The sequence below is a fragment of the Streptomyces sp. M-16 genome, from assembly GCF_052114405.1.
Classification (GTDB): Bacteria; Actinomycetota; Actinomycetes; order Streptomycetales; family Streptomycetaceae; genus Streptomyces.
Genome location: NZ_JBFRER010000122.1, coordinates 1 through 23365, shown reverse-complemented (window position 1 = coordinate 23365; position 23365 = coordinate 1). Strand labels below are relative to the sequence as shown.

Sequence of the window (23365 nt, the reverse complement as noted above, 5' to 3'; positions counted from 1 at the left end):
CCGAACGGGGACGGGCTGTCCTTCACCGAGGGCGGCACGGTCCTGGTCACCGGTGGCACCGGCGTCCTGGGCCGCGCGGTCGCCCGCCACCTCGTCACCGAACACGGTGTACGCCACCTCCTGCTGGCCTCGCGCTCCGGCGGCGCCGACGACCTCGTCGCCGAACTGTCGGAGCTGGGCGCCTCGGTCACCGTCGCCGCCTGCGACGCCGCCGACCGCGACGCCCTCGCCGCCCTCCTGGCCTCGATCCCCACCGCGCACCCCCTCACGGCCGTCATCCACACGGCGGGGGTCCTGGACGACGGTGTGATCGAGTCCCTCACCCCGGAGCGCTTCGACGCGGTCCTGCGCCCGAAGGTGGACGCGGCCGACAACCTCCACGAACTCACCGCCGGGCTCGACCTGTCGGCGTTCGTCCTCTTCTCCTCCGCCTCGGGCCTCCTGGGCGCCCCGGGCCAGGGCAACTACGCCGCCGCCAACGCCTACCTCGACGCCCTCGCCCAGCACCGGCGCGAGCAGGGCCTGCCGGGCATCTCCCTCGCCTGGGGCCTGTGGGCCGAACGCAGCGGCATGACCGGCGCCCTCGACGCCACCGACGTCGAGGCCATCAACCGGGGCGGCGTCGCCGCCCTCGCCACCGAGGAGGCCCTCGCCCTCCTCGACACCGCCCCCGCCCTCGACCGGGCCCTGGCGGTACCGATCCGCCTGGACCTCCCCGGCCTGCGCGCCCGCGCCCGCCACGAGGCCCTCCCGCCCCTGCTGCACGCCCTGGTGCCCGCCCCGCTCCGGCGGCCCGCGACCGCCCCGGCCGCCGCACCCGTACTCGACCCGGAAGAGCTGCTGCCCCTCGTACAGGCCCACACGGCCACCGTCCTCGGCCACACCTCCGCCGACCGGATCGATCCGGACCGCAAGTTCCTGGAGCTGGGCTTCGACTCGCTGACCTCGGTGCGCCTGCGCGGCAGCCTCAACACCGCCACCGGCCTGAGACTGTCGGCCACCGCCGTCTTCGACCACCCCACCCCCGCCGCCCTGGCCGACCACATGCGCGACGAACTCGCCGCGGCCCGCACCCCGCAGCCGCAGGAACCCGTACGGCGGCCGGCGGCGGAGCAGCCCATCGCGGCGCTCTACCGGCAGGCCTGCGCCGACGGAAAGGTGAAGGAGGCCACCGACCTGCTCGTCGCGGCCTCCCTGCTGCGCCCCTCCTTCGACACGGACGGCACGGACGACGCCCCGGCACCGGTCCGCCTCTCCACCGCCACCTCGGCCTCGACCGCCACCGCGACCGCCACCGAGGGGTCCGACCGGACCGCGGGCCCGGCCCTGATCTGCCTGCCCTCGGTCACCGCCCTCTCCAGCCCCCACCAGTTCGCCCGCTTCGCCGCACCCTTCCGCGAGCACCGCGACGTCCACGTCCTGCCGCTCCCCGGCTACGGCGAGGGCGAGCGGCTGCCCGCCACCGCCGACGCCCTCGTCGCCCACGTGGCCGCCGAGGTCCTGCGCCTCGCCGACGGCGCCCCGTTCGCCCTGGCCGGGTACTCCTCGGGCGGCTGGCTGGCCCAGGAGGTCACCGCCCACCTGGAACGCCAGGGCAGCGCCCCCGCCGGACTGGTGCTGCTCGACACGTTCCTGCCCGGCGACGCGGCCCGGCCCGCGTTCCGCTCCCGCATGACCGACGCCATGTTCGAACGGGAGGACTCCTTCGGCTGGATGACCGACCTCCGGCTCACCGCCATGGGCGGCTACTTCCGGCTCTTCCCCGGCTGGCGGCCCACCGCCACCACCGTGCCGACCCTGCTCGTCAGAGCCGGCCGCTCCCTGGTGGACGGCGACGGCCACCACGCGTCCTGGCCCCTGCCCCACACGGCCGTGGACGTACCGGGCGACCACTTCACGATGATGGAGGACGACGCCCAGGCCGCCGCCGGGGCCGTCGACCACTGGCTGACGGAGACCGCGGCATGACCACGAGCACCGCACCCGCGCCCCGTACCGGCCTCGGCCGCGACGTCTGGAAGGCCGCCACCGTCGTGATCGTCGGAGCGACCATGTCGTTCCTCGACTCGACCATCGTCAACGTCGCGCTCAGCGCCCTCGGCACCGACTTCCGGGCTCCGCTGAACACGGTCCAGTGGGTGGTCACCGCCTACCTCCTGGCGGTGGCCGCGGTCGTCCCGGTCTCCGGCTGGGCCGCCCGCCGTTTGGGCGCCCGCCGCACCTACGTGGCCGCCGTCGTCCTGTTCACCCTGGGCTCCGCACTCTGCGCGGCCGCCCAGGACGCCGGACAGCTCATCGCCTTCCGAGCGGTCCAGGGCCTCGGCGGCGGACTGATCATGCCCGTCGGGCAGATGATCCTGGCCCGCACGGCCGGACCGAAGAACATGTCCCGGGTCATGGCGACCGTGGGCGTCCCCATCGTGCTGGCCCCGGTCTTCGGCCCGTTCATCGGCGGGCTCCTGCTGCACTACACCGACTGGAGGTGGATCTTCCTGGTCAACCTTCCCGTGGGCGCCGCCGCAGTCCTGTGCGCCCTGTGCCTGCTGCCGTCCGACCGTCCCGAAGCGGCCCCGCCGCTGGACGTCCCCGGCCTGGCCGCGATCTCCACCGGCATGGCCGTCCTCACCTACGGCCTGGGCAGCACCGACACCGGCTCGCCGACGGTGGCCCTGTCCGCCATCGCCGCCGGCACGGCCCTCCTCGTCCTGTTCACCCTCCGCACCCTGCGCACCCCGCACCCCCTCTTCGACATCCGCCTCTACCGCGACCGGGTCTTCCGCGCCGCGTCCCTCACCACGTTCTTCCTGTCCATGGGCATGTACGCGGGCATGGTCCTGATGCCGCTGTACTTCCAGGACGTGCGCCACGAGGACCCGGTCACCACCGGCATGCTCCTGGTGCCGTCGAGCATCGGCGCGGCCGCGGCGACCTGGCTCTCGGGCCGGGCCGCCGAACGCCTCGGCGGCGGCCGCACGGCCCTGGCCGGTGCCTCGCTCAGCCTCGCGGCGGCGGTGCCGTTCGTGTTCGTCGGCGCCGACACCTCCTACGCGCTGATCGGCACGGCCATGTGCGTCTCGGGATTCGGCGCCGGCCTGTCCGTCATGCCCGCCATGACCTCCGCGTTCCGCAGCCTCGACCCGCAGAAGATCGGCGACGCCTCGCCGCAGCTCAGCATCCTGCAACGGCTGGGAGGTTCCGTCGCCACGGCGGTCCTCGTCACCGTCCTGCAGAGCGGCCTCGACGACGCCGACGGCCGACCGCACGACAAGGCCTCCGCCTTCGCCGTCACCTTCGGCTGGTCGCTGGCCCTGTCGGCGGCGGCCGCGCTGAGCGCCCTCCTGCTCGCCCGCGCCGGGCGCCGCCGGCCCGACCCCGCCTCCACCCACTGAGGGGAACCGTCATGCCCGTCAGCACAGACCCCGCACCCACGGAGACAACAGCCCTCCTCACCCAGCTCAACGAGGAGGTCCGCCTCCACCAGGTCGACGCACTCGACGACGAGATCATCTCCCTGGTCGCCCAGCGCGTCGCCCTGGTCCACGAGATCCAGCGCGACCGGACCGCCGCCGGCGGCCCCGGCACCCGCCTGTCCCGCGAGACCCAGGTCATCGGCCGCTACGGGAACGGCCTCGGCCGCCCCGGCGTGGAAGTGGCCATGATCCTGCTCAACCTCTGCCGCTACCGGGGCAGCGGCACCGCGGCGTCCGCCCAGGCGGCCCGCCACTCCTGAACCCGCGGTGCGGGGCCGACGGCCACGTCGGCCCCCACCCACCCGGTGACCGGCCGCAGCCCGTGCAACGCGTTGGTCACCCACACCTCGCACCCGTCCAACTCCGCCGGACGCACCCGGCGCCGCCGCACCGCGACGCCCAGTTCCCCGGCGCGCCGCACCACCCAGGAGGCCGTCACCCCCGCGAGGACCGGCAGCGCGGGATCGACGACGCACAGGACGTCCCCCTCCCACCACACCAGGCTCGCCGTGGCGGTCTCCAGCACCACCCCGTCGTCGGAGACCAGCAGCGCGTCATCGGCGCCCGCCGCGACGGCCGCCGCCCGCAGGGCCCCGAGCGCCCCCAGGTCCGGCCCCTTGCGCCGCGGCGCCCGCCGGGGGTCCTCGCCCCCGGCCCACAACCGCACCGCGTCCGTCCGCGGGGGCGCCGGCCTCACCCGCACCTGCAACCGTCCGCCGACCAGTTCCACCCGGGGGAACCAGCACCCCCGCCGGGGCAGCGCCGCGATGACGGCCTCCGGGAAGCCCCCGGGCTCCGGCCCGCCCGCTTCGGCGACGGCCGCCGCGAACCGCCGCCAGTGCGCGGGCAGTTCCCGTACCCGGCCCTCCTCGACGAGCCAGGAGTCGGCCGCCGCCAACGCCCCGGCCGCCTCCTCACCCTCGACGAGCCCGTCCGCCCCGTACAGGAGGATCCGCTCCCCGCCCCCACCGGCACCCGCCAACCCCGTTGTCATGACCCGGAGCATAGATCGTCGGGCAGTCCGGCCCCTCACCCCCGACGCGCCCACGGGCACGCCGGGGCACGCGGAAGGGCCGGCCGTGGGGGCTCGTGCGGACCCCCACGACCGGCCCTTCCGGTGGATCAGCTGTTGGCGGAGAGGTTGCCGGACAGGACCGGGATGTTGTCCAGGATGTGCGAGAGCGGCTCGTCGCCCTTGGCCTGGGTGGAGTTCTCGGTGCACTGCTGGTTCTGCGGGTTGGACAGGACGTTGACGTCCTGGACACCGACGTTGGCCAGGAGCGCGATCAGGGACTGGGCGTTGACCTTGACCGGCAGAGCGACGCAGGGCTTGTTCAGGGTGCCCTGGATGGCGCTGAGCTGCGGGCTCATGTCACCGGCGGTCTTCTGGTTGCCGTAGATCTGGGAGGCGCCGTTGCCGTTGACGGTGTTGATCCCGTTGTCGTTGCCGATGGCCATGGCCGGCGCGGCAGCGGCAGCGCCCGCGCCGATCGCGGCGGCGGTGGCTGCTGCGGTGACCATCATCTTCTTCAGCATTCTCAAGCAATCCTTCGCTAGAGCGGAAACGGGCCCCTGTTGGGCAAGTCGACCTTCTAACGCCGGCGTGCCACCGCCCGTGGCGGCCTGTCACCCGAATGCGCGCGCTCGGCCCCGCTGCGGCGCTCCCTCACGTGTAGCTCAGCGCCAGGCACTTGGAGTTCTGCGGGAAGCCCCGTACCCCGTTGTTGACCGCGATCAGGGCGTCGCCCGCCATCCGGGAGCCCCCGGCGAAGGCGACCTCGACGGCCGGCTCGCGCCCGTAGGTGGTGAACGCCCACACCCCGCTGCGCCCGGCCCGCCCGTCGTCGAGCACCCAGTCCACACCGTCGACGTTCACACAGGTGTCCACGCTCGGGGCGAGCGGCCGCACACCGCACCGCAGCACGATGGACCCGCCCCCCATCGGCGCTCCGTCGAGCCGCCTTCCCGTTCCAGCTCGGGGAGCGCCGAAAATCCATCGCCCACCGACCGATGAGTTTCGCTCCCGGCCCCGGTCCACACTCCGTAACGTCCCTCCACCCAACGGGAGTCCCCATGTCGTTCCAGGCCTACCTCGACACCATCGAGACCAAGACGGGCCTCACGCCCCGCGCCTTCATCGCCCTCGCCCACGAGCGCGGCTACGACGATCCGTCCACCAAGGCGGGAACGGTCCTCGCCTGGCTCAAGGAGGACTACGGCCTGGGCCGCGGCCACGGCATGGCGCTGGTCCACGTCATCAAGAACGGCCCGAGGATCGACGCCAAGCACGTCGGAAGCACCGGCGTCCACCGCGACGCATCCGACACCCTCTGGCTGGACGGCAAGGCGACCCGCCCCGCCTGAGCCCCGGCCCCGTCAGGGCCGCCGGCGGCCCGTGTCACGACCGATCAGGAATCGAGAAGCACGGGCCGCCCGACCACCCCTAGCCTGACCGTCATGAACCTCACCATCCACACCAGCGCCCTCCCGCACGACGACCCGGACGCCTCCCTCGTCTTCTACCGCGACGTCCTCGGCTTCGAGGTCCGCAGCGACGTCGGACAGGGCAAGATGCGCTGGATCACCGTCGGCCCCAAGGGGCAGCCCGACACGTCCATCCTCCTCGCGCCGCCCGCCGTCGACCCCGGGATCACCGAGGACGAGCGCCGTACCATCGCCGAGATGATGGCCAAGGGCACCTACGGCTGGATCCTCCTGGCCACCCCGGACCTCGACGCCGTCTTCGACAAGGTCCAGGCCTGCGACGCCGAGGTCGTCCAGGAGCCGACCGAGCAGCCCTACGGCATCCGCGACTGCGCCTTCCGGGACCCCGCGGGCAACCTGATCCGCATCCAGCAACTGCGCTGAGCCGCACGGCCCCCGACGACAGGAGCCCTCTCGTGTGCCACCCCGCATGGGCCCGCGCCCGCATCGCGGCGCAGCGCCTGGACGACCTCGCCCGACTGCGCCGCGTACGCGACCGGATCGACCGGGAGTACGCGCGGCCGCTGGACGTCGAGGCCCTCGCCCGCGGCGCGGGCCTCCCCGCCCGGCACCTCAGCCGCCAGTTCCGGATCGCGTACGGCCAGTCCCCGTACGCCTACCTCATGACCCGCCGCGTCGAACGCGCCACGGCCCTGCTGCGCCACGGCGACCTCGGCGTCACCGAGGTCCGCTCCGCGGTCGGCTGCACCTCGGCGGGGACCTTCGGCACCCGCTTCACCGCACTGGTCGGCATGTCCCCCGACACCTACCGCCGCCTCGCCGCCGACACCCGGGCGGGTCTCCCGCCGTGCGGGGAGGAGCGCGCGGCCGAACCGGTCAGGGATCGAGCAGTAGCCCTCCCGCAGCCGCAATTGGCGTGATGGCCATGCCCTCCCTCGCATGCGTCACCCTCGACGCCGACGCCACACCGATCAAGCCCGCCGCGAAGTCCCTGTGGGGCTACGGCGGGGTCGTACGGGCGTCGGACGGGGAGATCCGGAAGATCGCCACCTCCGCGAAGGGCACCGGCGTGGCCCCGGACGGTGCCGAGATGCGGGACTCGGACCGGATCAGGGCCGAGCGCCTCCACGCCGTCGGCCGTCGGTCCGAACGGGCCGCCGGCGCGGGCGTGATGCGAGCGGGCGAACCCTTCGGCTCGGGCTAGGCCGGAGCCGGAGCCGCCAGGCCGGTCAGGATGACGTCCAGGCCGGCGGCGAACATCGCGGCGGGCTCCTGGTTCGCTCCACGGGTCACGAGGTGGGCGAGGGCGGGGTACCGGCCGGTGGCGATGAGGCGCCGGAGGTAGGGGCCGGAGGCGGCCTGCCACTGGCGTTCCGTCTGGCCGCTCTCGCGTTCCGCGCGCAGCTCGACGATTTCGTGGCGGACCGCGCCGAGCACGTAGCCGTTGACCGCCTGCAGGGCGCGCATCAGGGCGTTCGGGTCGTCCTCGTCGATGCCCGGGGCGCGGCGCAGGGCGGCCAGGATCGCCTCCAGATGGCCGAGGGCCGCGGGGCCGAACTGCGGGCGGCCGCCGAGGAGGTCGGCGAACCACTCGTGGCGCAGTGCCGCGCCGCGCAGGCCGTGGGCGAGGGCCCGTACGCGTCCCTCCCAGTCCGCCCCGTCCGCCTCGTCCCCCTCGCCCTCCTCCAGGGGTTCGGGCAGGGGGATCTCGGCGTACACCGCGTCGACCATCAGGTCGAGGAGTTCCTCCTTGGTGTCCACGTAGCGGTAGAGCCGCATCGGGCCGGCGTCCAGCGCGGCGGCGACCTTGCGCAGCGAGACCGCCGGCAGTCCGTCACCGTCGGCCAGCCCGATCGCGGCCCGCACGATGCGGTCGCGGCTCAGCGGGCTGAGCGACGACCGTGCGGCCGGCTCGGGCCGTTCCCAGATGAGCACGGGCTCCCCTGCCTCTCCTCGGGTCCCGGGGTTCTCGGACCCCCAGCGTCGATACAGTGTATCGACATCTCGTCGATACGGTGTATCGTCACAATGCGGCGTATCGAAAACGAATCCGGTCCCGACCGAGGGAGCACACCCGTGTCACGCATCGCCATCATCGGAGCCGGGCCCGGCGGCCTGCTCCTGGCCCGCGTCCTCCACCTGCACGGCATGGAAGCCGTCGTGTACGAGCGCGACGCCTCGCCCACCGCCCGCACCCAGGGCGGCATGCTCGACCTGCACCCCGACACCGGCCAGCGTGCGCTGCGCGAGGCCGGACTGGAGGCGGAGTTCCTGGCCATGGCCCGGCGCGAGGGCCAGGACCACCGCCTGCTCGACCACACCGGGACGGTCCTGCTGCGGCAGGACACCCCCGACGACGCCCCGCTGGACCGCCCCGAGGTCGACCGCGCGGACCTGCGCGCCACCCTCGTCGGCTCGCTGCCGCCCGGCGCCGTCGCCTGGGGCCACGGCCTGGAGCGCGCCGAGCCGCTGCCCGGGGGCCGCCACCGCCTGCACTTCACCGGCGGCCGGACCGCCGAATGCGACCTGCTCGTCGGGGCGGACGGCGCGTATTCCCGCGTACGCCCCCTCGTCACCGACGCCCGGCCGACTCCGCTCGGTGCCCACGTCGTGGAACTGGGCATCCCCGACCTCGTCCGCACCCGGCCCGACCTCGGCGCCCTGGTGGGACGCGGCAACTACTGGGCCTTCGGCCCGGGCCGCTCGCTGTCCGCCCAGCTCAACGGTGACGGCCGGCTGCGCGTCTACCTGACCTTCCACGGCCCCGAGGACTGGCCCGCCACCTGCGGCATCCCCTTCGAAGACCCGGTCCGCGCCCGCCCCCGGCTGCGCGAGCAGTTCGCCGACTGGGCACCGGAGTTCACCGACCTGATCGACGCGTGCGACCAGACGCTCACGGTCCGCTCCCTGTCCACCCTGCCGGTCGGGCTGACCTGGGCCCACGTACCGGGCGTCACCCTCCTGGGCGACGCCGCCCACTTGATGCCGCCGTCGGGCGAGGGCGCCAACGCGGCCCTGCTGGACGGGGCCGAACTCGGCCTCGCCCTCGCCGCCGACCCGCACGCCCCCGACGCGGCCGCGCACCACTACGAGCGGGCCATGTTCCCCCGCGCGCAGGAGGTCGCCCGCCACTCCGCCCGCATCCACGAGATCCTGATGTCCCCCGACGCCGCGCGGCGCCTGGTGGCGATCCTCCAGCCTGCGGGATAGGAGCACGCGGCGCCCGCCGCCGCGTCCCGGCTCCTACCGCAGGACCCCCCAGCGCGTTCCACCTGCCGCCATAGCGTTCACTCTCGTCCCATTGCAACGCTCCGCATGGCTGACGTTGCATTACTTCCGGAGTCGTTGCAACGATTTACTGGCATCTACCTGCGTAAATGCAGACTGTGCGCAACGAATACGTTGCCAATCGCATGAACGCAACGTAGCTTTCCATCATCAGAAACAACGAGGTGAAGGAAAGCATCATGCAGAAGTTCGACACCACCACCCCGGTCTCCGTCGTTCTGGACATCCCCGCGGGGCGCATCCGGCTCGTCGCCGCCGACCGGGCCGACACCACCGTCGAGGTCCGGCCCGCCGACGGCTCCAAGAGCCGCGACGTGAAGGCCGCCGAGCGGACCACGGTCGAATACGCCGACGGAGTCCTGCGCATCGGGGCCGCCGAGGCCGGCAACCGGATCCTCGGCAACTCGGGATCCGTCGAGCTGACCATCCAGCTCCCCGCCGGCTCCCACGTGGAGGCGAAGGCCGCCGCCGCCGAACTCCGCGGCGTCGGACGCCTCGGCGACGTGACCTTCGAGGGCGCCCAGGCCACCGTCAAGCTCGACGAGACCGCCGGCGCCCGCCTCACCGTCCAGGCCGGCGACATCACCGTCGGCCGCCTCACCGGCCCCGCCCGGATCGGCACCCAGAAGGGCCACCTCCACATCGCCGAGGCCCGCCGCGGCACCGTCGAACTGCGCACCGAGCACGGCGACATCACCGTCGGCGCCGCCCGCGGAACCTCCGCCACCCTCGACGCCGGCACCGCCCACGGCCGCATCCACAACTCCCTCGGCAACGCCGACGGCGCCGACGCCGCCCTCGACATCCGGGCGACGACCTCCTACGGCGACATCACCGCCCGCAGCCTCTGACCCGCAGCCTCTGACCCGCAGCCTCTGACCCGCGGCCGCCCTCATGACCTTCAGGGAGCACACCACCATGTCCGTCACCGCCACCGTCCAGGACCGCCCGGAGCTGCGGCAGATCATCCAGGAGATGATCGGCTCCGGTTTCACCGGAGTGCACCTGCGCGTGAACGACCACCGGGGCGAATGGGTCGCCACCGCCGGCGTCGCCGAGCTGGGCGAGAGCGCCCCGCCGCCCGTCGACGGATACTTCCGGGTGGGCAGCGTCACCAAGCCGTTCACCGCCACCGCGGTGCTCCGACTGGTGGCGGAGGGCAGGACCGGGCTGGACGACGCGGTGGCCGACCACCTGCCCGAACTCGGGCTGGACCCGCGGATCACCGTACGGATGCTGCTGCAGCACACCAGCGGCGTCTTCAACTTCACCGGGGAGTACTACGAGGACGGGACGGTCGTGCCCGGCGTCCCCTGGCAGGGCCGGGAGTGGGTGGACAACCGGTTCAAGACCTACCTGCCGGAGGAACTGGTACGGCTGGCGCTGTCCAAGCCGGCGCGGTTCGAGCCGGGGACGGACTGGAGCTACTCCAACACCAACTACGTACTGGCCAGGCTGCTGATCGAAAGGGTCACCGGCCGTTCGCTGGCCGAGGAGATGCAGCGGCTCGTACTGGGGCCGCTCGGCCTGTCGGACACCGTGGTACCGGACACCCGGACGGAGGTCCCCGAGCCCCATGCCCACGCCTACTACCGGTACGAGGAGGACGGCGAGCAGAAGACGGTCGACGTCACCCGCCAGAACCCCTCCTGGATCTCCACCGGCGGTGACATGATCTCCACCACCCGGGACCTCCACACCTTCATCTCCGCACTGATGGGCGGCAGGCTCCTGCCGGCCCCGCTGCTGGCCGAGATGTGCGAGCCGCACCCCAAGGTGGGCTACGGCCTGGGCGTGTTCGTACAGCCGGGCCCGGACGGCGAAGGCACGGTCATCACCCACAACGGCGGCATCGCGGGTCACGCGGCACTGCTGTACAGCACGCCCGACGGCAGCAGGACCCTGACCGCCGCACTGAACTACGTGGACGACGCCGGGCTGTCCCTGGCGGGACCGGTCCAGCAGGCGACGCAGCGGCTCGTCGAGGCGGTGTTCGGCGCCGGGCGGACCGCGGCCTGACGACACCGAGCCGGCACACGAACCCCGGCCGGCACGCGGCCCCCGGCCGGCGCGGCCGACGGGCCGGACCACACCGGGCTCGACCTCGGCACGGCACGGCGGGCCTGCCCCGTCCGGAGCCGCCCGCGGGGCTACGCTCGGGCCGTGGGACAGCCCGAGCAGCGCGCCGAAGGCGCGGGACCCTTCACCACCCGGCTCACCTGGCACCGCCCCGAAGGGGGAACGGTGGTGTGGGAGTCGCGGGTCGCGCGCAGGCGCGGAGCGCTGTCGGTCCGTGGCCCGGGCGACTCGGCCACCCTGTCCCCGGCGGCCGACGCCGAAGCCCTCGGCCGTCTGCGCAGGCTCAACGCCGTCGCCTCGGGTGCCTTCGTCATCGGCGGTGCGCTCTTCGCCCTCGGCGCCGCCGTGGCCCAGTTCGGCTCGGGCGACCCGCTGGAGAGCGCCTCGATCTACTTCGCGGGCGGCCTGTTCTTCAACACCGGCGGCTACACCTCGCTCCTGCAGGTGCTGAACGCGCCCCGGCACACCCACGGGGGCGGCCCACTGGTCACGTCCGGCTGGAGGTGGTGGGGGTACGAGCCGATGCGCGTGGCCTGGCTGAGCGCCTTCGTGCTGTTCGTCGGGACGCTCGTGTTCGGCGTCAACCTGCTGGACTCCTTCCTGCAGGGGCTCACCGCCCAGCAGACCAACCGGCTGATCTGGACGCCCGACGTGATCGGATGCGTGCTGTTCCTGGCCTCGGGGCACCTCGCCTTCGTCGAGATCTGCCACCGGGCTCGGCCGTGCCTGCGCTCGCGCAGCCTCGGCTGGTGGGTCGTCGCGGTGAACCAGTTCGGGTCGGTGCTCTTCATGGTCTCCGCGCTGGCCGCCTTCACCCGGCCCGCCACCGGAAGCCTGATCAACGCCGACATCGCCAACTGGGGCACGCTCACCGGCGCGTTGTGCTTCTCGATCGGCGGCGTGCTCCAGGCCTTCGAACGACCGTAGCCGCCGGCCTTCTCCTGGGCTCAGCGGACGGGCGGACGGGCGGCTGGAGATCGAGGCCCTGAGAGGTGGCCGACGGTGGCGACGCCACCCCAGCCCCCGCGGGCGGGCACGCTGGATTTCGTGACGGGACCGTGTTTCGTCACGCTCCGGCGGCGGGCCCGCCGCCCCCGGCCCCCGGTTTGCGCCGGGCCCGGTAGGCCCGCGCCCGGCAGGCGGCCGAGCAGTGCCGGGCCGGCCGGCCCGGCGCGGGGCGGCGGCCCCCCGTCGCCGGGAGCCCCACACCGCAGCCGGGACAGCGGGAGGGACCGTCGGCACCGGCCACCACCGGCTCCGGCCCGCACGCCGGCTCCGGCTCCGGGGCGGCCTCCGTACCCGCACCCGTGCCCGGGACCAGAGCCGCCGCCTCCTGTTCCGGCGACGGTCCGCGCGTCTCCGTCAGACCCTGCCGTTCGGCGATCACGCCGGCCTGGAAGCGGCTGTGCGCCCCCAGCCCGAGCAGCAGCTCCGAGACGTGCCGGCGGCAGGTCCGCAGCGATATGCCCAGACGGCGCGCGATCGAGTCGTCCTTCAGGCCCTTGGCCAGGAGCGCCAGGATGCTCTGCTTGACCGTCTCCGAGATGTCGTGCGCCGCCTGCGGGCCCGTCGCGAACGGCGTCGCGTACTCCCAGTCCCGCTGGAAGACGTCCAGGAGGTAGCCGAGCAGGTCCGGCTCCCGGATCAGCAGCGCCCCGCCGGACCGGGACGGCAGGAAGCCCAGCTCCCCGTCGACGACGATCATCTGCGGCAGCACCTCCGGCAGCGTGCGGATCTCCGCCCCCGCCTCGATCAGCCGCTCCGAGTGCGCCCGTGTCGCCGGGTCGAAGCGGGTGGCGTGCTGGTAGAGGCTGCGCATCCGCACCCCCCGTTCCAGCAACGCCAGGTCACGCGGCAGCGCCTCGCGCAGCGCGGCCTCCGGGAAGGAGCCGCCGTGCTTGGACACGAGTACCTCGCTGCGGCAGCCGTCGATGACCTCGGTGAGCAGCTCGCGCACCGCGAACTGGTCGGGCAGGTGGTCGATCGTGCCCTGCGGGAAGGCGTGCTGCCGAGCCTGGAGGTAGACGGGGATGAGCCCGGTGAACGCGTCACGCCGGCGCTGGAGTTCGTCCCTGCGCGCCTGCAGTTCTTCCTCGTGCGCGCGCAGCGCGGCCTCGGGTCCGGACAGCAGCCGCGCCCCCGCGGCCTGTGGGCTGACGGCCTGCCAGCCGTTGCCGTCGACCCGTACCAGACAGGTGTCGGTGAGCAGGCGCACCGCGAGGCGGCATTCCTCCTCCGTCAGACCGGTTTCGCCCGCGGCCCGCGGCAGGTCCGGGGCGCGGAGCCCGCCGTGCACGAGCATCCACCGGTACAGGACGACCGCCGGGTCGTCGACCTCGGGCATGCCCGCTGCCATGCCCGTCTCCACGTGCTTGCCTCCTAAAAGTGCATGGCACACAGATGATCCACTACGGGTCTGCCGATGTCATCCCACGGCTGGCAGAGTCGGGAGCAGCACAGGGGAACGGCATGACCGGCCGGAGTCCCATCCGTCACACGCCATACGTCACAGAGGAGTTGTCGTGATCAACAAGACCGTACGGGGGGTGGCGGTGCTGGCCGCCGCGGGCGTGGTCTGGATGGGCGCCGCGAGCACGAGCGCGAGCACGAGCGCGAGCACGATGTCGAACAGGACGGTGGTTTCGGCCGCGGACGCGCCGACGGAGGGTTCGAGCTCGCACCGCGAAGGCGCCGGCCGGGGCCACGGGTGCATCACCACGACCGCGTGGGGCACCGGAGAGTGCCCCTCCACGCGGCTCCACTAGGACCGCCCGGGCAACCGGGTGCGGGGGCGGCGGATTCCATCCGCCGCCGGTTGGGTGGAAGTGGGCCCGAACCCGGTGCAAGGGCAGAACATGACGGAACGGCCTGCGGGGCATTGCCCCGCAGGCCGTTCTGATCCGCGAACGGATCGTCACCGCGTCAACTGAAGGGGTGTGTCACCCCGCGGCTCAGTGGAAGCTGGTGTTGTGGCACTGGAAGCTGGCGCTGCTGATGAGGAGCAGGCCGCCTTCCTCCTCGGCGATCTCCAGCTGCTGGAGGTTGAGGATCGACATGATGGTCTCCTTCTTTCCGTGGTGGTGTGGGCGGGCGGGTGTGTCACCCGTCGCCTAGTGGAAGCTGGTGTTGTGGCACTGGAAGCTGGCGCTGCTCATGAGGAGCAGGCCGCCTTCCTCCTCGGCGATCTCCAGCTGCTGGAGGTTGAGGATGGACATGGTGTTCACCTCCTTTCCGTGTGCGTGTGGCCGGGGATGTCCCCCGTGGTTCAGTGGAACGCCGGTGTGGTGCAGCACTGGATTCCGAAGCTGGCGCTGCTCAGGAGCAGGCCGCCTTCTTCGTTCGCGATCTCCAGCTGCTGGAGGTTGAGGATGGACACGGTGTTCACCTCGATTCCGTCGCCGGATCTTGCTTGCCGGGCGCTCCCGCCGGAGGCGGGACACGACTCAGGCGGCCGTGCCGTGGCACGCGTAGCTGATGGCGCTGGCGAGCAGTGCGGCGCCTTCCTCCTCGGCGATCTCCAGCTGCTGGAGGTTGAGGACGGACATGACGGTCACCTCCTTCCGGCGGTAGGGGTTTCGCTGGACCGGGATCGGCGCAGCAGGCTTCAGGCGGCGGTGGCCGGTGCCGGCCCGCCGAGCAGGGGCAGGAGATGGTCGGTGCGGCGGTGGGCGCCGTCCATCGCCAGGAGCACTCCCGCCGATCCGGTGGCCAGGTCCATCGACAGCCGGACCAGGTGTCTGCCGGGGAAGGCGAGGCCGTCGCCGTGGGGCACGGCGTGCCGCCACAGATCGCGCCGGTGCCCCTGGAGCGCGGCGTCGTCGTCGGAGCCGTGACCGGCGGCCGTCAGGAAGTACAGCAGTCCGGCGCGGCCGTCGAACAGACCGGGGAAGACGGTGAACTGGCCGCGTGCCGCGAGCCGGATCGAGGCGAGGGCGTCGGCGAGGCCCGCCCCGGTACGGTGCTTCAGGAAGGCCGCCAGGGCGAGTCCGATGCCGGTGGACCCGGTGCCGAGGTAGAGCACGGACCGCCAGCCGTCGTCGACCTGCAAGGAGCCGTCGACGTCCACGCACCGCGCCAGGTCACGGCGCAGTGCCTGCTCGGCGAGGTCGAGGTATCCGGGCTCACCGGTGCGCTCGTGGAGGCGTACGAGGAACAGCGCGGCTCCCGCCGCCCCACTGGTGAGGCCCGCGCCGGGGTCCTTGCCGACCGGGTGGTCGCGTGTGGCTCCGATGCGCTCCGCGACGCGGTCGGCGATGCGACGGGCCTGGTCGAGGTGGCCGCTGTCCCCGCGCCGGGCGTGGAAGCCGAGCGCGGCCAGACCCGTGCCGGGCAGTCCGGTCAGCAGACCGAGGCTCGTCGGTTCGCCGGAGCGGTCCAGGGCCCGGCCCAGGATGTCGGTGGCCTCCTCGTGCCGTCCCAGGAGGTCGAGGACGGTGGCCACCCCGCAGGAGCCGTTGAAGAGTCCGACGGGCGCACGGTCGATGTCCCGCAGCGTCGCGGCGGTGAGCCAGTCGGTCCACGCGGGGTCGACGGCGTGGCCCGTGGCGTGCAGGGCGTACAGGACGCCCGCCGCGCCGTGGGACAGGCTGGTTCCGCCGCCCTCCCGCGCCCCGTCGGGATCGCCCGGGAAGAGACGGTCGTCCCGGTCGGGGGTGGCGCAGGCGGTGAGCGCCGCGACGAGCCCCGCCCGGTTCTCCTGCCAGTCCTCGCCGACCGCTCCGGGGCCCGGTGGTGCCGGTGAGGTGGTCCCGGCGATCGCGGCCATGGCGGCCGCGGCTTCGTGGGCGTAACCGGCCGGCAGGGGGAAGAGCTCGTGCGCCCATCGGGCGAGCTGGCCGGGCTTGGCCGGATCCGGGCCGGACAGCGCCGTCAGCGGGATGAACAGGTCCAGGCGCAGGGCGGCCAGACCGTAGGCGTCGACGTCGGTGCCCGTGACGTGGGCGGGCGCCGCGAACCCCGGCGCGCCCAGCAGACCGGTGCGCTCCTCGCCGATGGCGTGCGCGGCTTCCAGATCGATGAAGGTGACGGTGTCGTCGGGGCGCACGATGACGTTGTTCGGGTGCAGATCGCCGAAGACGACCCCGGCCCGGTGGACGGCGGCGACCGCCGCGGAGACCTTGTCGAGGACCGCGAGCGACCAGCTCGTGTACTCCGCGTACGTCTGCGGTGTCGCACCCGGTCGCACCAGCGGCAGGCGCAGCACACAGGCCTTCGCCAGCGGGTCGCCGTCGATGTACTCCTGGACGAGGAAGTCGTGCTCCCAGTGGGTCTCGTAACCCAGCACACGCGGTACGAGACCCGTCCCGGCCAGCGCGGTGAGCATGCGGTGCTCGTGCCGCAGCCGGGCGACGGCGTCCAGACCCCGCGCGTCCAGCCCGGCCAGGGGCCGTGCCTCCTTCAGCACCACCAGGTCGCCGCTGCCGGTGTCCTTGGCCAGGTAGACCCCGCCCCCGTTGGAGAAGTGCAGCGGCCGCACGATCTCGTAGGGCAGGTCGACGCGGCTGATCACGCTGAACCGTTCGATGCGCTCACGGACGAAGCCGGGCATCGGGGCCCACTGCGGCGGGGTGAACGCCGCCGTCCGCGGATCGACCACCGGCGTACCGTCCGGCCGGACGATCGCCAGGACCGGAGCGTCGCCCCCGTCGTCGGCCCACAGCGCGGCGAACGCCCCGTACCGCAGGAACACCGGGCTGCGCTCGCTCCAGCGCAGGTCGGACAGGATGTACGGGCCCCGCTGTCCGTCCAGTGCGTCCGTGAGGGCGTCCAGCAGCGTCTTCAGCTCCGCCTCGTCCGCCGGGTAGACGGCGATGAACTTCCCCGACGAACCACGGTGGGCGTACTTGGAGTTGAAGGCCGAGAGGAGCCGGCCGCTGCGCAGGTACTTGAAGGCGACGCGGTGGGCGGCGCAGACGGCGGCGGCCCTGTCCAGGACCTCCTGGGCGGCCGGGACATCGGCCGATACGTGGATCTTCCAGCCCTGGTTCGGCAGGGGCCGGCCGAAGAACACCCGCACCCATACGTCCGCGTCGTCCTGCACCACGGTGGCGTCGCCCACCTGCGGCGGCGTCCAGCGTTCGTCCTCGTCCGCCAGGCGCTGCGGCACGTCGAAGAACACCGGGTCGGCCAGGCAGAACGCGTACATCTGTTCCAGATTCATCGCTTCCTCCTCCCGGAACCCGCTCCGCCGCCCGCCGGAGGTTCCCAGTGGTGGACGGTCGGTTCGTCGTTCATGGCCACCACTGTGCGGCGGGCCGGTCCTCGTGCGATGGACGGACGCCCATCACCGGTGATCACAGGACCGACCGCCTGCTCATCACGCGTGGACGGCCACCGCCGACATTCGTTCCAGGCGGCCGCGGGGCCGCACACGTGACGGAACAAGGGAAGAAGCCCCCCATGATCAACTCGCAGCGCTTCCGGCTCGCGCTCGTCGCCCTCGCCGCCTCGGCGGCGGCGCTCACCGCGGTCCCGGCCCAGGCGGCGACGCCCGCCCCGGTCCAGGCCCGGACCCAGGCCGCGACGACGGTCCAGCTCGCGGACCTGGTGGACTCGCCGATCTCGCCGATGCGCTGCCGCGACGACGGCCAGGGCTGCCCCCCGGTCAAGGAGCCGACGGATTGCGGCGGAACCGCTCCGACCAGCCTCCGGGGGGCGTCATGGCACATGCAGCAGCGGATGGCGGAACGCAAGGTCTCCTGGGACGACATTCAGACCGTGGTCAGGGTCGGGGCGGCGAACGCCAGGTGCCAGGACAACGGGAAGTGGCGCTACGAAGTGGGCCTGAGCGACGGCCGCCTGATCGCGGTCATCGGCTCGCCGGACGCGTGGGGCGTTACCGTCTTCGTGAACAACGAATGACAGTCGCCCGCCCGGACCCGGTCCGGGCGGGCAACCACCACGCAGTCAGATCGCTCGACACCGCCGAGGAGTCCGGATGCGGGGAGGGGATACAGCCGTCGGCGCGCCCGACGGTGACGACACCCCCCTCTTCCGGCTGCTCGGACCGGTCCGGGTGGGCCTGCCCGGCGCTCCGGCGGTCCGCCCCGGCCCGCCGGGCCGGCAGGCGGTCCTGAGCGTCCTCCTGTTACGACGGCGCCGCCCGGTCACGGTGGCCGGGCTCGTCGCCGCCGTCTGGGGGGACGACGCCCCGGCCAGCGCGGCCGGGAACCTGCGCACCCACCTGTGGGCGCTGCGCACCCTGCTCGAACCCGGCCGCACCGCCCGGGAGCCGGCCCGGATCCTGCGCGGCGACGAGCACGGCTACACGCTGCACACCCCGCCGGAAGCGGTCGACGCCTGGCGGTTCGAGCAGCGGGCCGAGGCCGCCCGGCGGGCCCGCGAACGCGGCGACACCGCCGCCGAACACACCCTGCTGGCCGACGCCCTGGCCCTGTGGTCGGGGGAGGCCCTGGCCGGCGTACCCGGCCCGTTCGCGGCAGCGGAGCGCACCCGGCTCGCCGTCCTGCGCACAACCGCCCGCAAGCGGCACATCGTCTGCGCCCTGCGCCTCGGTCTGCACCACACCGTGATCCCCGAACTGACGGCGCTCACCGCCGAGTTCCCGCTCGATGAGGAACTGCGGGCCCTGCTCATGCGGGCCCTGCACGGCTGCGGTCGGCAGGCGGAGGCGTTCACCGTGTTCGCCGACACGCACCGGATCCTGGCCGAGGAACTGGGCGTGACCCCGTGCCCGGAACTGACGGCCCTCCACGCCCGCCTGCTCACCGACGCGCCCAAGCCGCTCCTCCAGGCCCGGCCCGTGGCCCCGGCCCGGCCGCTGGAGGCGGGCACGCCCGCGGACGAGGCGGAAGGCGCCCGAGCGGAGGAACGCTCCCTCGCCGAGGAACGCGCCCTCGCCGCGGCGCAACGCGTGCTCACCGGCACGGCGGACCGCGCGGCCGTCCCCGTCCTGGTGCTCACCGGGCCCGCCGGGTCGGGCAAGAGGGCCCTGGCCGTGCGGATCGCGGACACCATCGCCCACCGCTTCCCCGACGGCCCGCTCTTCGTCGACCTGCGCACCCCGCTCACCCCGCTCACCCCGCTCACCCCGCACCCCCAGGCCCCCGTCCCGGCCGGCCCCGGCCCCCTCCCGGCGGACCTCCCGGGGGCCCTCCTGGCGGACCTCCTGCGCACCCTCGGGATTCCGGCGGCGAGGGTTCCCGCCGATCCGGAGCAGCGGGCCGCGCTCTACCGGTCGGCCCTCGCGGTACGGCGCGTCCTCGTCGTCCTCGACGGCGCCCGGGACGCCGCACAGGTGACGCCCCTGCTGCCCGGCGCACCGGGCAACGCCGTCCTCGTCACCACCCGCTCCCGTGCCCTGGGTCTGCCCGGTGCGGCGTACGTCGATCTCGACGCCGCCCGGCCGCGGGCCGCGCGGACGCACCCCGGCGAAGGCACCCGTGCCCCGGACGGCGCCGTTCCGGGCCAGGAGCACCTGCCGCGCGAACTGGCGCGTGCCGCCCTCCTGCTCGCCCGCTCCGGACCCGGCCCGGCGTCCGTCGGCGACCTCGCGGCCGTGCTGGGCACCGGTCTCACGGACGCCGCCCTCACCGCCGAGGCCCTGGTGGACGCGGGGGTACTGGACACTCCCGCCGCCGGCACCTACCGCCCGCAGGCCCGGCCCTGAGGGCCGGCGCCGACGGCCGCCAACCGCCGCCGACCGCCTCGGTGGATTTCGTGACGCGCGCCGGAGATTCGTCACGCCCTCCCGCCCGCGCGTGCGCCGCCGCCCGGAACTTCCCCCAGTGGCCCCCGCCGGCGCGATCCGGCCAGGCGCAGGTGCCCTCACCCCCTCCATGCCTCCTATTGGTGCATGGCATTCACATGATCCTTCGAGAGTGCAGTCATGTCACCGGACCGCCTGGCAAGGTCGTTCCAGGCCCGGCGGTCCGGTTCCCCCGACCGGCCCGCCGGGCCGTCGCAACCCCCCCTGCTCTTCAACGGAGGTGACGCGTGCGCACGATCGCCGCCCACATCCCCACCGGACCGGTTCCGGCCCCCCACACCCTCCCCGCCCCCACGGACGAACGGACACTCCCGCCCCAGGAGGGAGCCCACCGTGACCAGCACTGAGTGCGAACCGTTCTTCTCGGTGCTCGGGGCGGTCCACGTCCGTCACGGCGACGCACCGCTTCCCCTCGGATCGCCGCAGCAGCGGGCGCTGCTCGCGATGCTCCTCCTGCGGCGCAACGACATCGTGGACCTGGACGAGATCGTCGACGGACTCTGGGGCGAGGAGCCACCGCGCACGGCGGTGGGCACCGTCAGGTCACACGTCTACCGGCTCCGGCGCCCGCTCGGCCACCGGATCGCGACGCACGGCCAGGGATACCTCCTGCACACCGCCCCGGGCACACTGGACCTCGACGTGTTCGACCAGCTGGTCGCCAAGGCCCGCGCCCGCGCGGCCGCGCAGGACACCGGCGAGGCGGCCGACCTGCTGGCCCGGGCGCTCGGCCTGTGGCGGGGGGCCCCGCTCGCCGGACTCCCCGGCCCCTACGCCGCGATCCATCGTGAACGCCTGTCGGAACTGCGGCTGTCGGTGCTGCTGGAACGCATCGAGCTCGACCTGCGACTGGGGCGCCACGCCCGCCTCGTCCCCGAACTGACCAGGCTCTGCGCGGAACACCCCCTCCACGGCCGGCTGCGGGAACTCGCCGGGCTCGCGCTGGCCCGCAGCGGCCGGACCACCCCGACGGCGCAGGACCAGCAGGACCAGCAGGACGAACGGCACACCCGCCCCCACCGGATCCCCCGCACACCCCCCGCCGCCGGCGAGCCCTCCGCACCTGGCGAGCCCTCCGCAGCCGGCGAACCCCTCGCACCCGACGGGCCCTCCGCACCCCCCGAGCCACCCGTCCGCCCGGACGGCGCGGGCGCCGACCTCCCCAGACCCGCCCAGCTCCCCTTCCCCCCGGACCACCTCATCGGCCGCACCGAGGAGGTACGGGAGCTCATCGACGCCCTGACGACGCCGCAACCCCTCGCTCCCGCCATCGCCACGGTCACCGGCACCGCCGGAGTCGGCAAGAGCGCGCTCACCGTCCACGTCGCCCAACGACTGCGCGACCACTACCCGGACGGGCAGCTGTACGCGAGCCTGCGCGGCACCTCGGGGCGCCCCGCCGACCCCGCCGCCGTACTGGCCGGCTTCCTCCAGGCGCTCGGGACGCGAGAGCCGCAGATCCCGGACGGCCCGCACGAGCGGGCCGCGCTCTTTCGCACCACCGTGGCCGACCGGCGGATCCTGCTGGTCCTGGACGACGCCCGGGACACCGCCCAGGTCGAGGCACTGCTCCCGGGCTCGGCGACCTGCGCGGTGCTCGTCACCGCCCGCGCCACGCTGGACGGGCTGCAGACCGCCCGCCGCGTGCGCCTGGAGCCCCTGGCCGTCCCCGAGGCGCTGGCCGTGCTCGGCGACGTCGCGGGCCGTCAGCGGATCGCCGCCGACCCCGGACAGGCGGCGGCCCTGGCCGAGCGGTGCGGCGGACTGCCCCTGGCCCTGCGCCTCGCCGGCGCACGGCTCGCGGCCCGGCCCTCGTGGTCGTTGTCCGACTTCGTCCGTCTGCTCGACGGCACCCACCCCGCCTTCCCCGCCCTGCCCCCGTTCTCCGTGTTCCCCGCGCCGGCCGGATCGCAGGACGGCGTCACCGCGTGCATCCGGCCCAGCTACGACCTGCTCGACGACGAGGAGGCCCGGCTGTTCCGGCTGCTGGCGCTTCCCCGCCGGGGCGCCACGGACATCGCGGGGGCGGCCGCCCTCGGCGGGCTCTCACCGGCGCGCGCCGGCCAGGTCCTGGAACGGCTGACCGGTCTGGGCCTGCTGGAATCCCCCTGTCCCGGTGTCTACCGCCAGTACCCCCTGCTACGGATGTTCGCGGCCGAGCGCTCCCGCGAGGACGACCGCCCCGAGGAGCAGGCGGTGGCCATCACCCGCTTCCTCGACCACCTGCTCGCCGAGGCCCGCGCCGTGCACGCCGCCGAGCGTCCGGGCCACCGCGTCCTCGGCCTGCTCCCCCCGGACCCCTGCCCCGGCCGCCCCGACAGCCGCCGACGGCTGGTCGACCCCGAGCACGACGGCGCGCTCGCCGTCGCCGCGCAGATCCTCGAAGACGTGCCGTCGGCCGTCGCCGTGGCCGCCGATCTCGCCCTCGCCGTCGAACCGCTCCTGGAGGGCTCGTACCTGTGGGCCGAGTCCCTCGAACCGCTCCGCCGGATCCTGCGGACCGCCCGGGACCAGGGCCACCTGCGTGCCGCGGGCCGCGCCGGCCACGTGCTCGGCAGCGCACTGGCCCACCTGGGGCGGGTGGACGAGGCGGACCGGATCCTGGACGCCGCCGAACACGCGGCGCGGGCGGTGGGGGACGATGCGGTGCACACCGGGATCCTCAACCGCCGGGCCCACGTCTGCCAGTACCGGGCGCAATGGCACCAGGCCGACGTCCTGCACCGGGAGGCCGTGACCGCCGCCGAGGCGTACGGGAGCGACTGGGCCTGCCGCAACGCCCGCGCGAGCAGCGTCAACACCCTGCTGAGCCTCAGCCGGCCCGACGAGGCCGCCGAGATCAGCCGGACCACCCTCGCGTCCGCCGTCGACGCGGGGGACCGGGGCGGCCAGGCGTACGCCCTCTACAACCTGGGACTCACCGCCCGCCACCAGGGCCGCACCGACGAGGCCGTCGACCGGCACCGGCAGGGCGCCGAACTGGGAGCGCGGTCCGGCTCTCCCACGATGGAGGCGATGAACCTGGTGTCGGAGACGGCCGCCCAACTGGCCGGGAACCGCCTGCCGGACGCCGTGGAGTGCGGCGAGCGCGCGGTGGAGGCGACCCGCAGGCTCCGCTGGCACGCGGCCGAGGTCCGGGCCCTGCGGCTCCTGGGCACCGCCCTGGCGGCCACCGGAGACCGCAAGCGCGCCAGGGCCCACCTCGACCAGGCCGCCGACGCCCTCACCCTCTCCGGCCTGCCCCGACACCCCCACGACCCGCTCCTGCCCCCCGACGTCCGGTCGGTGTGAGGGGCCCCGCCGGCCCGCCGGCCCGCCGGCCCGCCGGCCCGCCGGCCCGCCGGCCCGCCGGCTC

General features: G+C 74.0%; 23 protein-coding genes and 1 pseudogene. 14 read left to right on the top strand and 10 right to left on the bottom strand.

The window, feature by feature from the left end:
- The 3 genes from AB4039_RS35235 to AB4039_RS35225 all read left to right on the top strand — a co-directional run.
- The coding region (locus AB4039_RS35235; RefSeq protein WP_442272670.1) for a type I polyketide synthase at positions 1 to 1968 on the top strand (1968 nt) is incomplete at its 5' end.
- A complete protein-coding gene (locus tag AB4039_RS35230; RefSeq protein WP_442272669.1) occupies positions 1965 to 3389 on the top strand; it encodes a DHA2 family efflux MFS transporter permease subunit in 1425 nt (474 codons plus the stop codon). The genes AB4039_RS35235 and AB4039_RS35230, both read left to right, overlap by 4 nt.
- Before the next feature lie 11 nt (positions 3390 to 3400).
- Entirely contained in the window at positions 3401 to 3730 is a 330-nt protein-coding gene (locus AB4039_RS35225) for a chorismate mutase (protein ID WP_266844972.1), read from the top strand.
- Here AB4039_RS35225 and AB4039_RS35220 read toward each other — a convergent pair.
- The 3 genes from AB4039_RS35220 to AB4039_RS35210 form a co-directional block, all read right to left on the bottom strand.
- Positions 3679 to 4464: an aminotransferase class IV gene (locus AB4039_RS35220; RefSeq protein ID WP_266844971.1), complete on the bottom strand. Its 786-nt coding sequence runs from the start codon at positions 4462 to 4464 to the stop codon at positions 3679 to 3681. The two genes, AB4039_RS35225 and AB4039_RS35220, sit on opposite strands and share 52 nt — an antisense overlap.
- 128 nt (positions 4465 to 4592) lie before the next feature.
- Positions 4593 to 5006, bottom strand: a complete 414-nt coding sequence (locus AB4039_RS35215) for a rodlin (protein WP_442272668.1) — start codon at positions 5004 to 5006, stop codon at positions 4593 to 4595.
- 130 nt (positions 5007 to 5136) lie between these two features.
- The gene (locus AB4039_RS35210; protein WP_266844969.1) at positions 5137 to 5412 is read right to left on the bottom strand and encodes a hypothetical protein; all 276 of its coding nucleotides are present in this window, start codon (positions 5410 to 5412) and stop codon (positions 5137 to 5139) included.
- A gap of 131 nt (positions 5413 to 5543) precedes the next feature.
- Here AB4039_RS35210 and AB4039_RS35205 point away from each other — a divergent pair, with 131 nt between their 5' ends.
- The 4 genes and pseudogenes from AB4039_RS35205 to AB4039_RS35190 form a co-directional block, all read left to right on the top strand.
- Positions 5544 to 5834 (top strand): DUF4287 domain-containing protein, encoded by a 291-nt coding sequence (locus AB4039_RS35205; protein ID WP_266844968.1) that lies wholly within the window; start codon positions 5544 to 5546, stop codon positions 5832 to 5834.
- A gap of 93 nt (positions 5835 to 5927) precedes the next feature.
- On the top strand, positions 5928 to 6338 hold the full coding sequence (locus AB4039_RS35200) for a VOC family protein (RefSeq protein ID WP_266844966.1): 411 nt from the start codon (positions 5928 to 5930) through the stop codon (positions 6336 to 6338).
- A gap of 32 nt (positions 6339 to 6370) precedes the next feature.
- Positions 6371 to 6835: a helix-turn-helix transcriptional regulator gene (locus AB4039_RS35195; RefSeq protein ID WP_442272667.1), complete on the top strand. Its 465-nt coding sequence runs from the start codon at positions 6371 to 6373 to the stop codon at positions 6833 to 6835.
- Positions 6836 to 6864: 29 nt separating this feature from the next.
- A pseudogene (locus AB4039_RS35190) lies at positions 6865 to 6975 on the top strand (glyoxalase); the annotation flags it as partial.
- A gap of 140 nt (positions 6976 to 7115) precedes the next feature.
- Here AB4039_RS35190 and AB4039_RS35185 read toward each other — a convergent pair.
- Positions 7116 to 7850 carry a TetR/AcrR family transcriptional regulator C-terminal domain-containing protein gene (locus tag AB4039_RS35185; RefSeq protein WP_266844964.1) on the bottom strand — a complete coding sequence of 245 codons (735 nt, stop codon included), beginning with the start codon at positions 7848 to 7850 and terminating at the stop codon, positions 7116 to 7118.
- Positions 7851 to 7943: 93 nt separating this feature from the next.
- Here AB4039_RS35185 and AB4039_RS35180 point away from each other — a divergent pair, with 93 nt between their 5' ends.
- The 4 genes from AB4039_RS35180 to AB4039_RS35165 all read left to right on the top strand — a co-directional run bounded on the left by AB4039_RS35180 (position 7944) and on the right by AB4039_RS35165 (position 12209).
- On the top strand, positions 7944 to 9125 hold the full coding sequence (locus tag AB4039_RS35180) for an FAD-dependent oxidoreductase (protein ID WP_442272666.1): 1182 nt from the start codon (positions 7944 to 7946) through the stop codon (positions 9123 to 9125).
- A gap of 257 nt (positions 9126 to 9382) precedes the next feature.
- Positions 9383 to 10054, top strand: coding sequence for a DUF4097 family beta strand repeat-containing protein (locus tag AB4039_RS35175; RefSeq protein WP_442272665.1), 672 nt, complete (start codon positions 9383 to 9385; stop codon positions 10052 to 10054).
- A gap of 67 nt (positions 10055 to 10121) precedes the next feature.
- Entirely contained in the window at positions 10122 to 11222 is a 1101-nt protein-coding gene (locus tag AB4039_RS35170; RefSeq protein WP_442272664.1) for a serine hydrolase domain-containing protein, read from the top strand.
- Positions 11223 to 11366: 144 nt separating this feature from the next.
- Positions 11367 to 12209, top strand: a complete 843-nt coding sequence (locus AB4039_RS35165) for a hypothetical protein (RefSeq protein WP_266844960.1) — start codon at positions 11367 to 11369, stop codon at positions 12207 to 12209.
- A gap of 139 nt (positions 12210 to 12348) precedes the next feature.
- Here the strand turns inward: AB4039_RS35165 and AB4039_RS35160 are convergent, their stop codons facing one another.
- The 6 genes from AB4039_RS35160 to lanKC all read right to left on the bottom strand — a co-directional run bounded on the left by AB4039_RS35160 (position 12349) and on the right by lanKC (position 17442).
- Positions 12349 to 13638 carry a LuxR C-terminal-related transcriptional regulator gene (locus tag AB4039_RS35160; RefSeq protein ID WP_442272663.1) on the bottom strand — a complete coding sequence of 430 codons (1290 nt, stop codon included), beginning with the start codon at positions 13636 to 13638 and terminating at the stop codon, positions 12349 to 12351.
- Between the two features lie 150 nt (positions 13639 to 13788).
- On the bottom strand, positions 13789 to 14016 hold the full coding sequence (locus AB4039_RS35155) for a hypothetical protein (RefSeq protein ID WP_266844958.1): 228 nt from the start codon (positions 14014 to 14016) through the stop codon (positions 13789 to 13791).
- A 376-nt stretch (positions 14017 to 14392) separates the two neighbouring features.
- Complete coding sequence (locus tag AB4039_RS35150) at positions 14393 to 14497, bottom strand: class III lanthipeptide (protein WP_209441813.1); 105 nt, start codon at positions 14495 to 14497, stop codon at positions 14393 to 14395.
- 50 nt (positions 14498 to 14547) lie between these two features.
- The gene (locus AB4039_RS35145; protein ID WP_442272662.1) at positions 14548 to 14667 is read right to left on the bottom strand and encodes a class III lanthipeptide; all 120 of its coding nucleotides are present in this window, start codon (positions 14665 to 14667) and stop codon (positions 14548 to 14550) included.
- Positions 14668 to 14725: 58 nt separating this feature from the next.
- On the bottom strand, positions 14726 to 14827 hold the full coding sequence (locus AB4039_RS35140) for a class III lanthipeptide (RefSeq protein WP_266844955.1): 102 nt from the start codon (positions 14825 to 14827) through the stop codon (positions 14726 to 14728).
- A gap of 59 nt (positions 14828 to 14886) precedes the next feature.
- On the bottom strand, positions 14887 to 17442 hold the full coding sequence (gene lanKC / locus AB4039_RS35135) for a class III lanthionine synthetase LanKC (RefSeq protein ID WP_442272661.1): 2556 nt from the start codon (positions 17440 to 17442) through the stop codon (positions 14887 to 14889).
- Between the two features lie 239 nt (positions 17443 to 17681).
- Here lanKC and AB4039_RS35130 point away from each other — a divergent pair, with 239 nt between their 5' ends.
- From AB4039_RS35130 to AB4039_RS35120, 3 genes are all read left to right on the top strand, one after another.
- Positions 17682 to 18143, top strand: a complete 462-nt coding sequence (locus AB4039_RS35130) for a hypothetical protein (protein WP_266844953.1) — start codon at positions 17682 to 17684, stop codon at positions 18141 to 18143.
- A gap of 76 nt (positions 18144 to 18219) precedes the next feature.
- Positions 18220 to 19911, top strand: a complete 1692-nt coding sequence (locus tag AB4039_RS35125; RefSeq protein ID WP_442272660.1) for a BTAD domain-containing putative transcriptional regulator — start codon at positions 18220 to 18222, stop codon at positions 19909 to 19911.
- Between the two features lie 432 nt (positions 19912 to 20343).
- Positions 20344 to 23301 carry an AfsR/SARP family transcriptional regulator gene (locus AB4039_RS35120; protein ID WP_442272659.1) on the top strand — a complete coding sequence of 986 codons (2958 nt, stop codon included), beginning with the start codon at positions 20344 to 20346 and terminating at the stop codon, positions 23299 to 23301.
- The last annotated feature ends 64 nt before the right edge of the window (positions 23302 to 23365 follow it).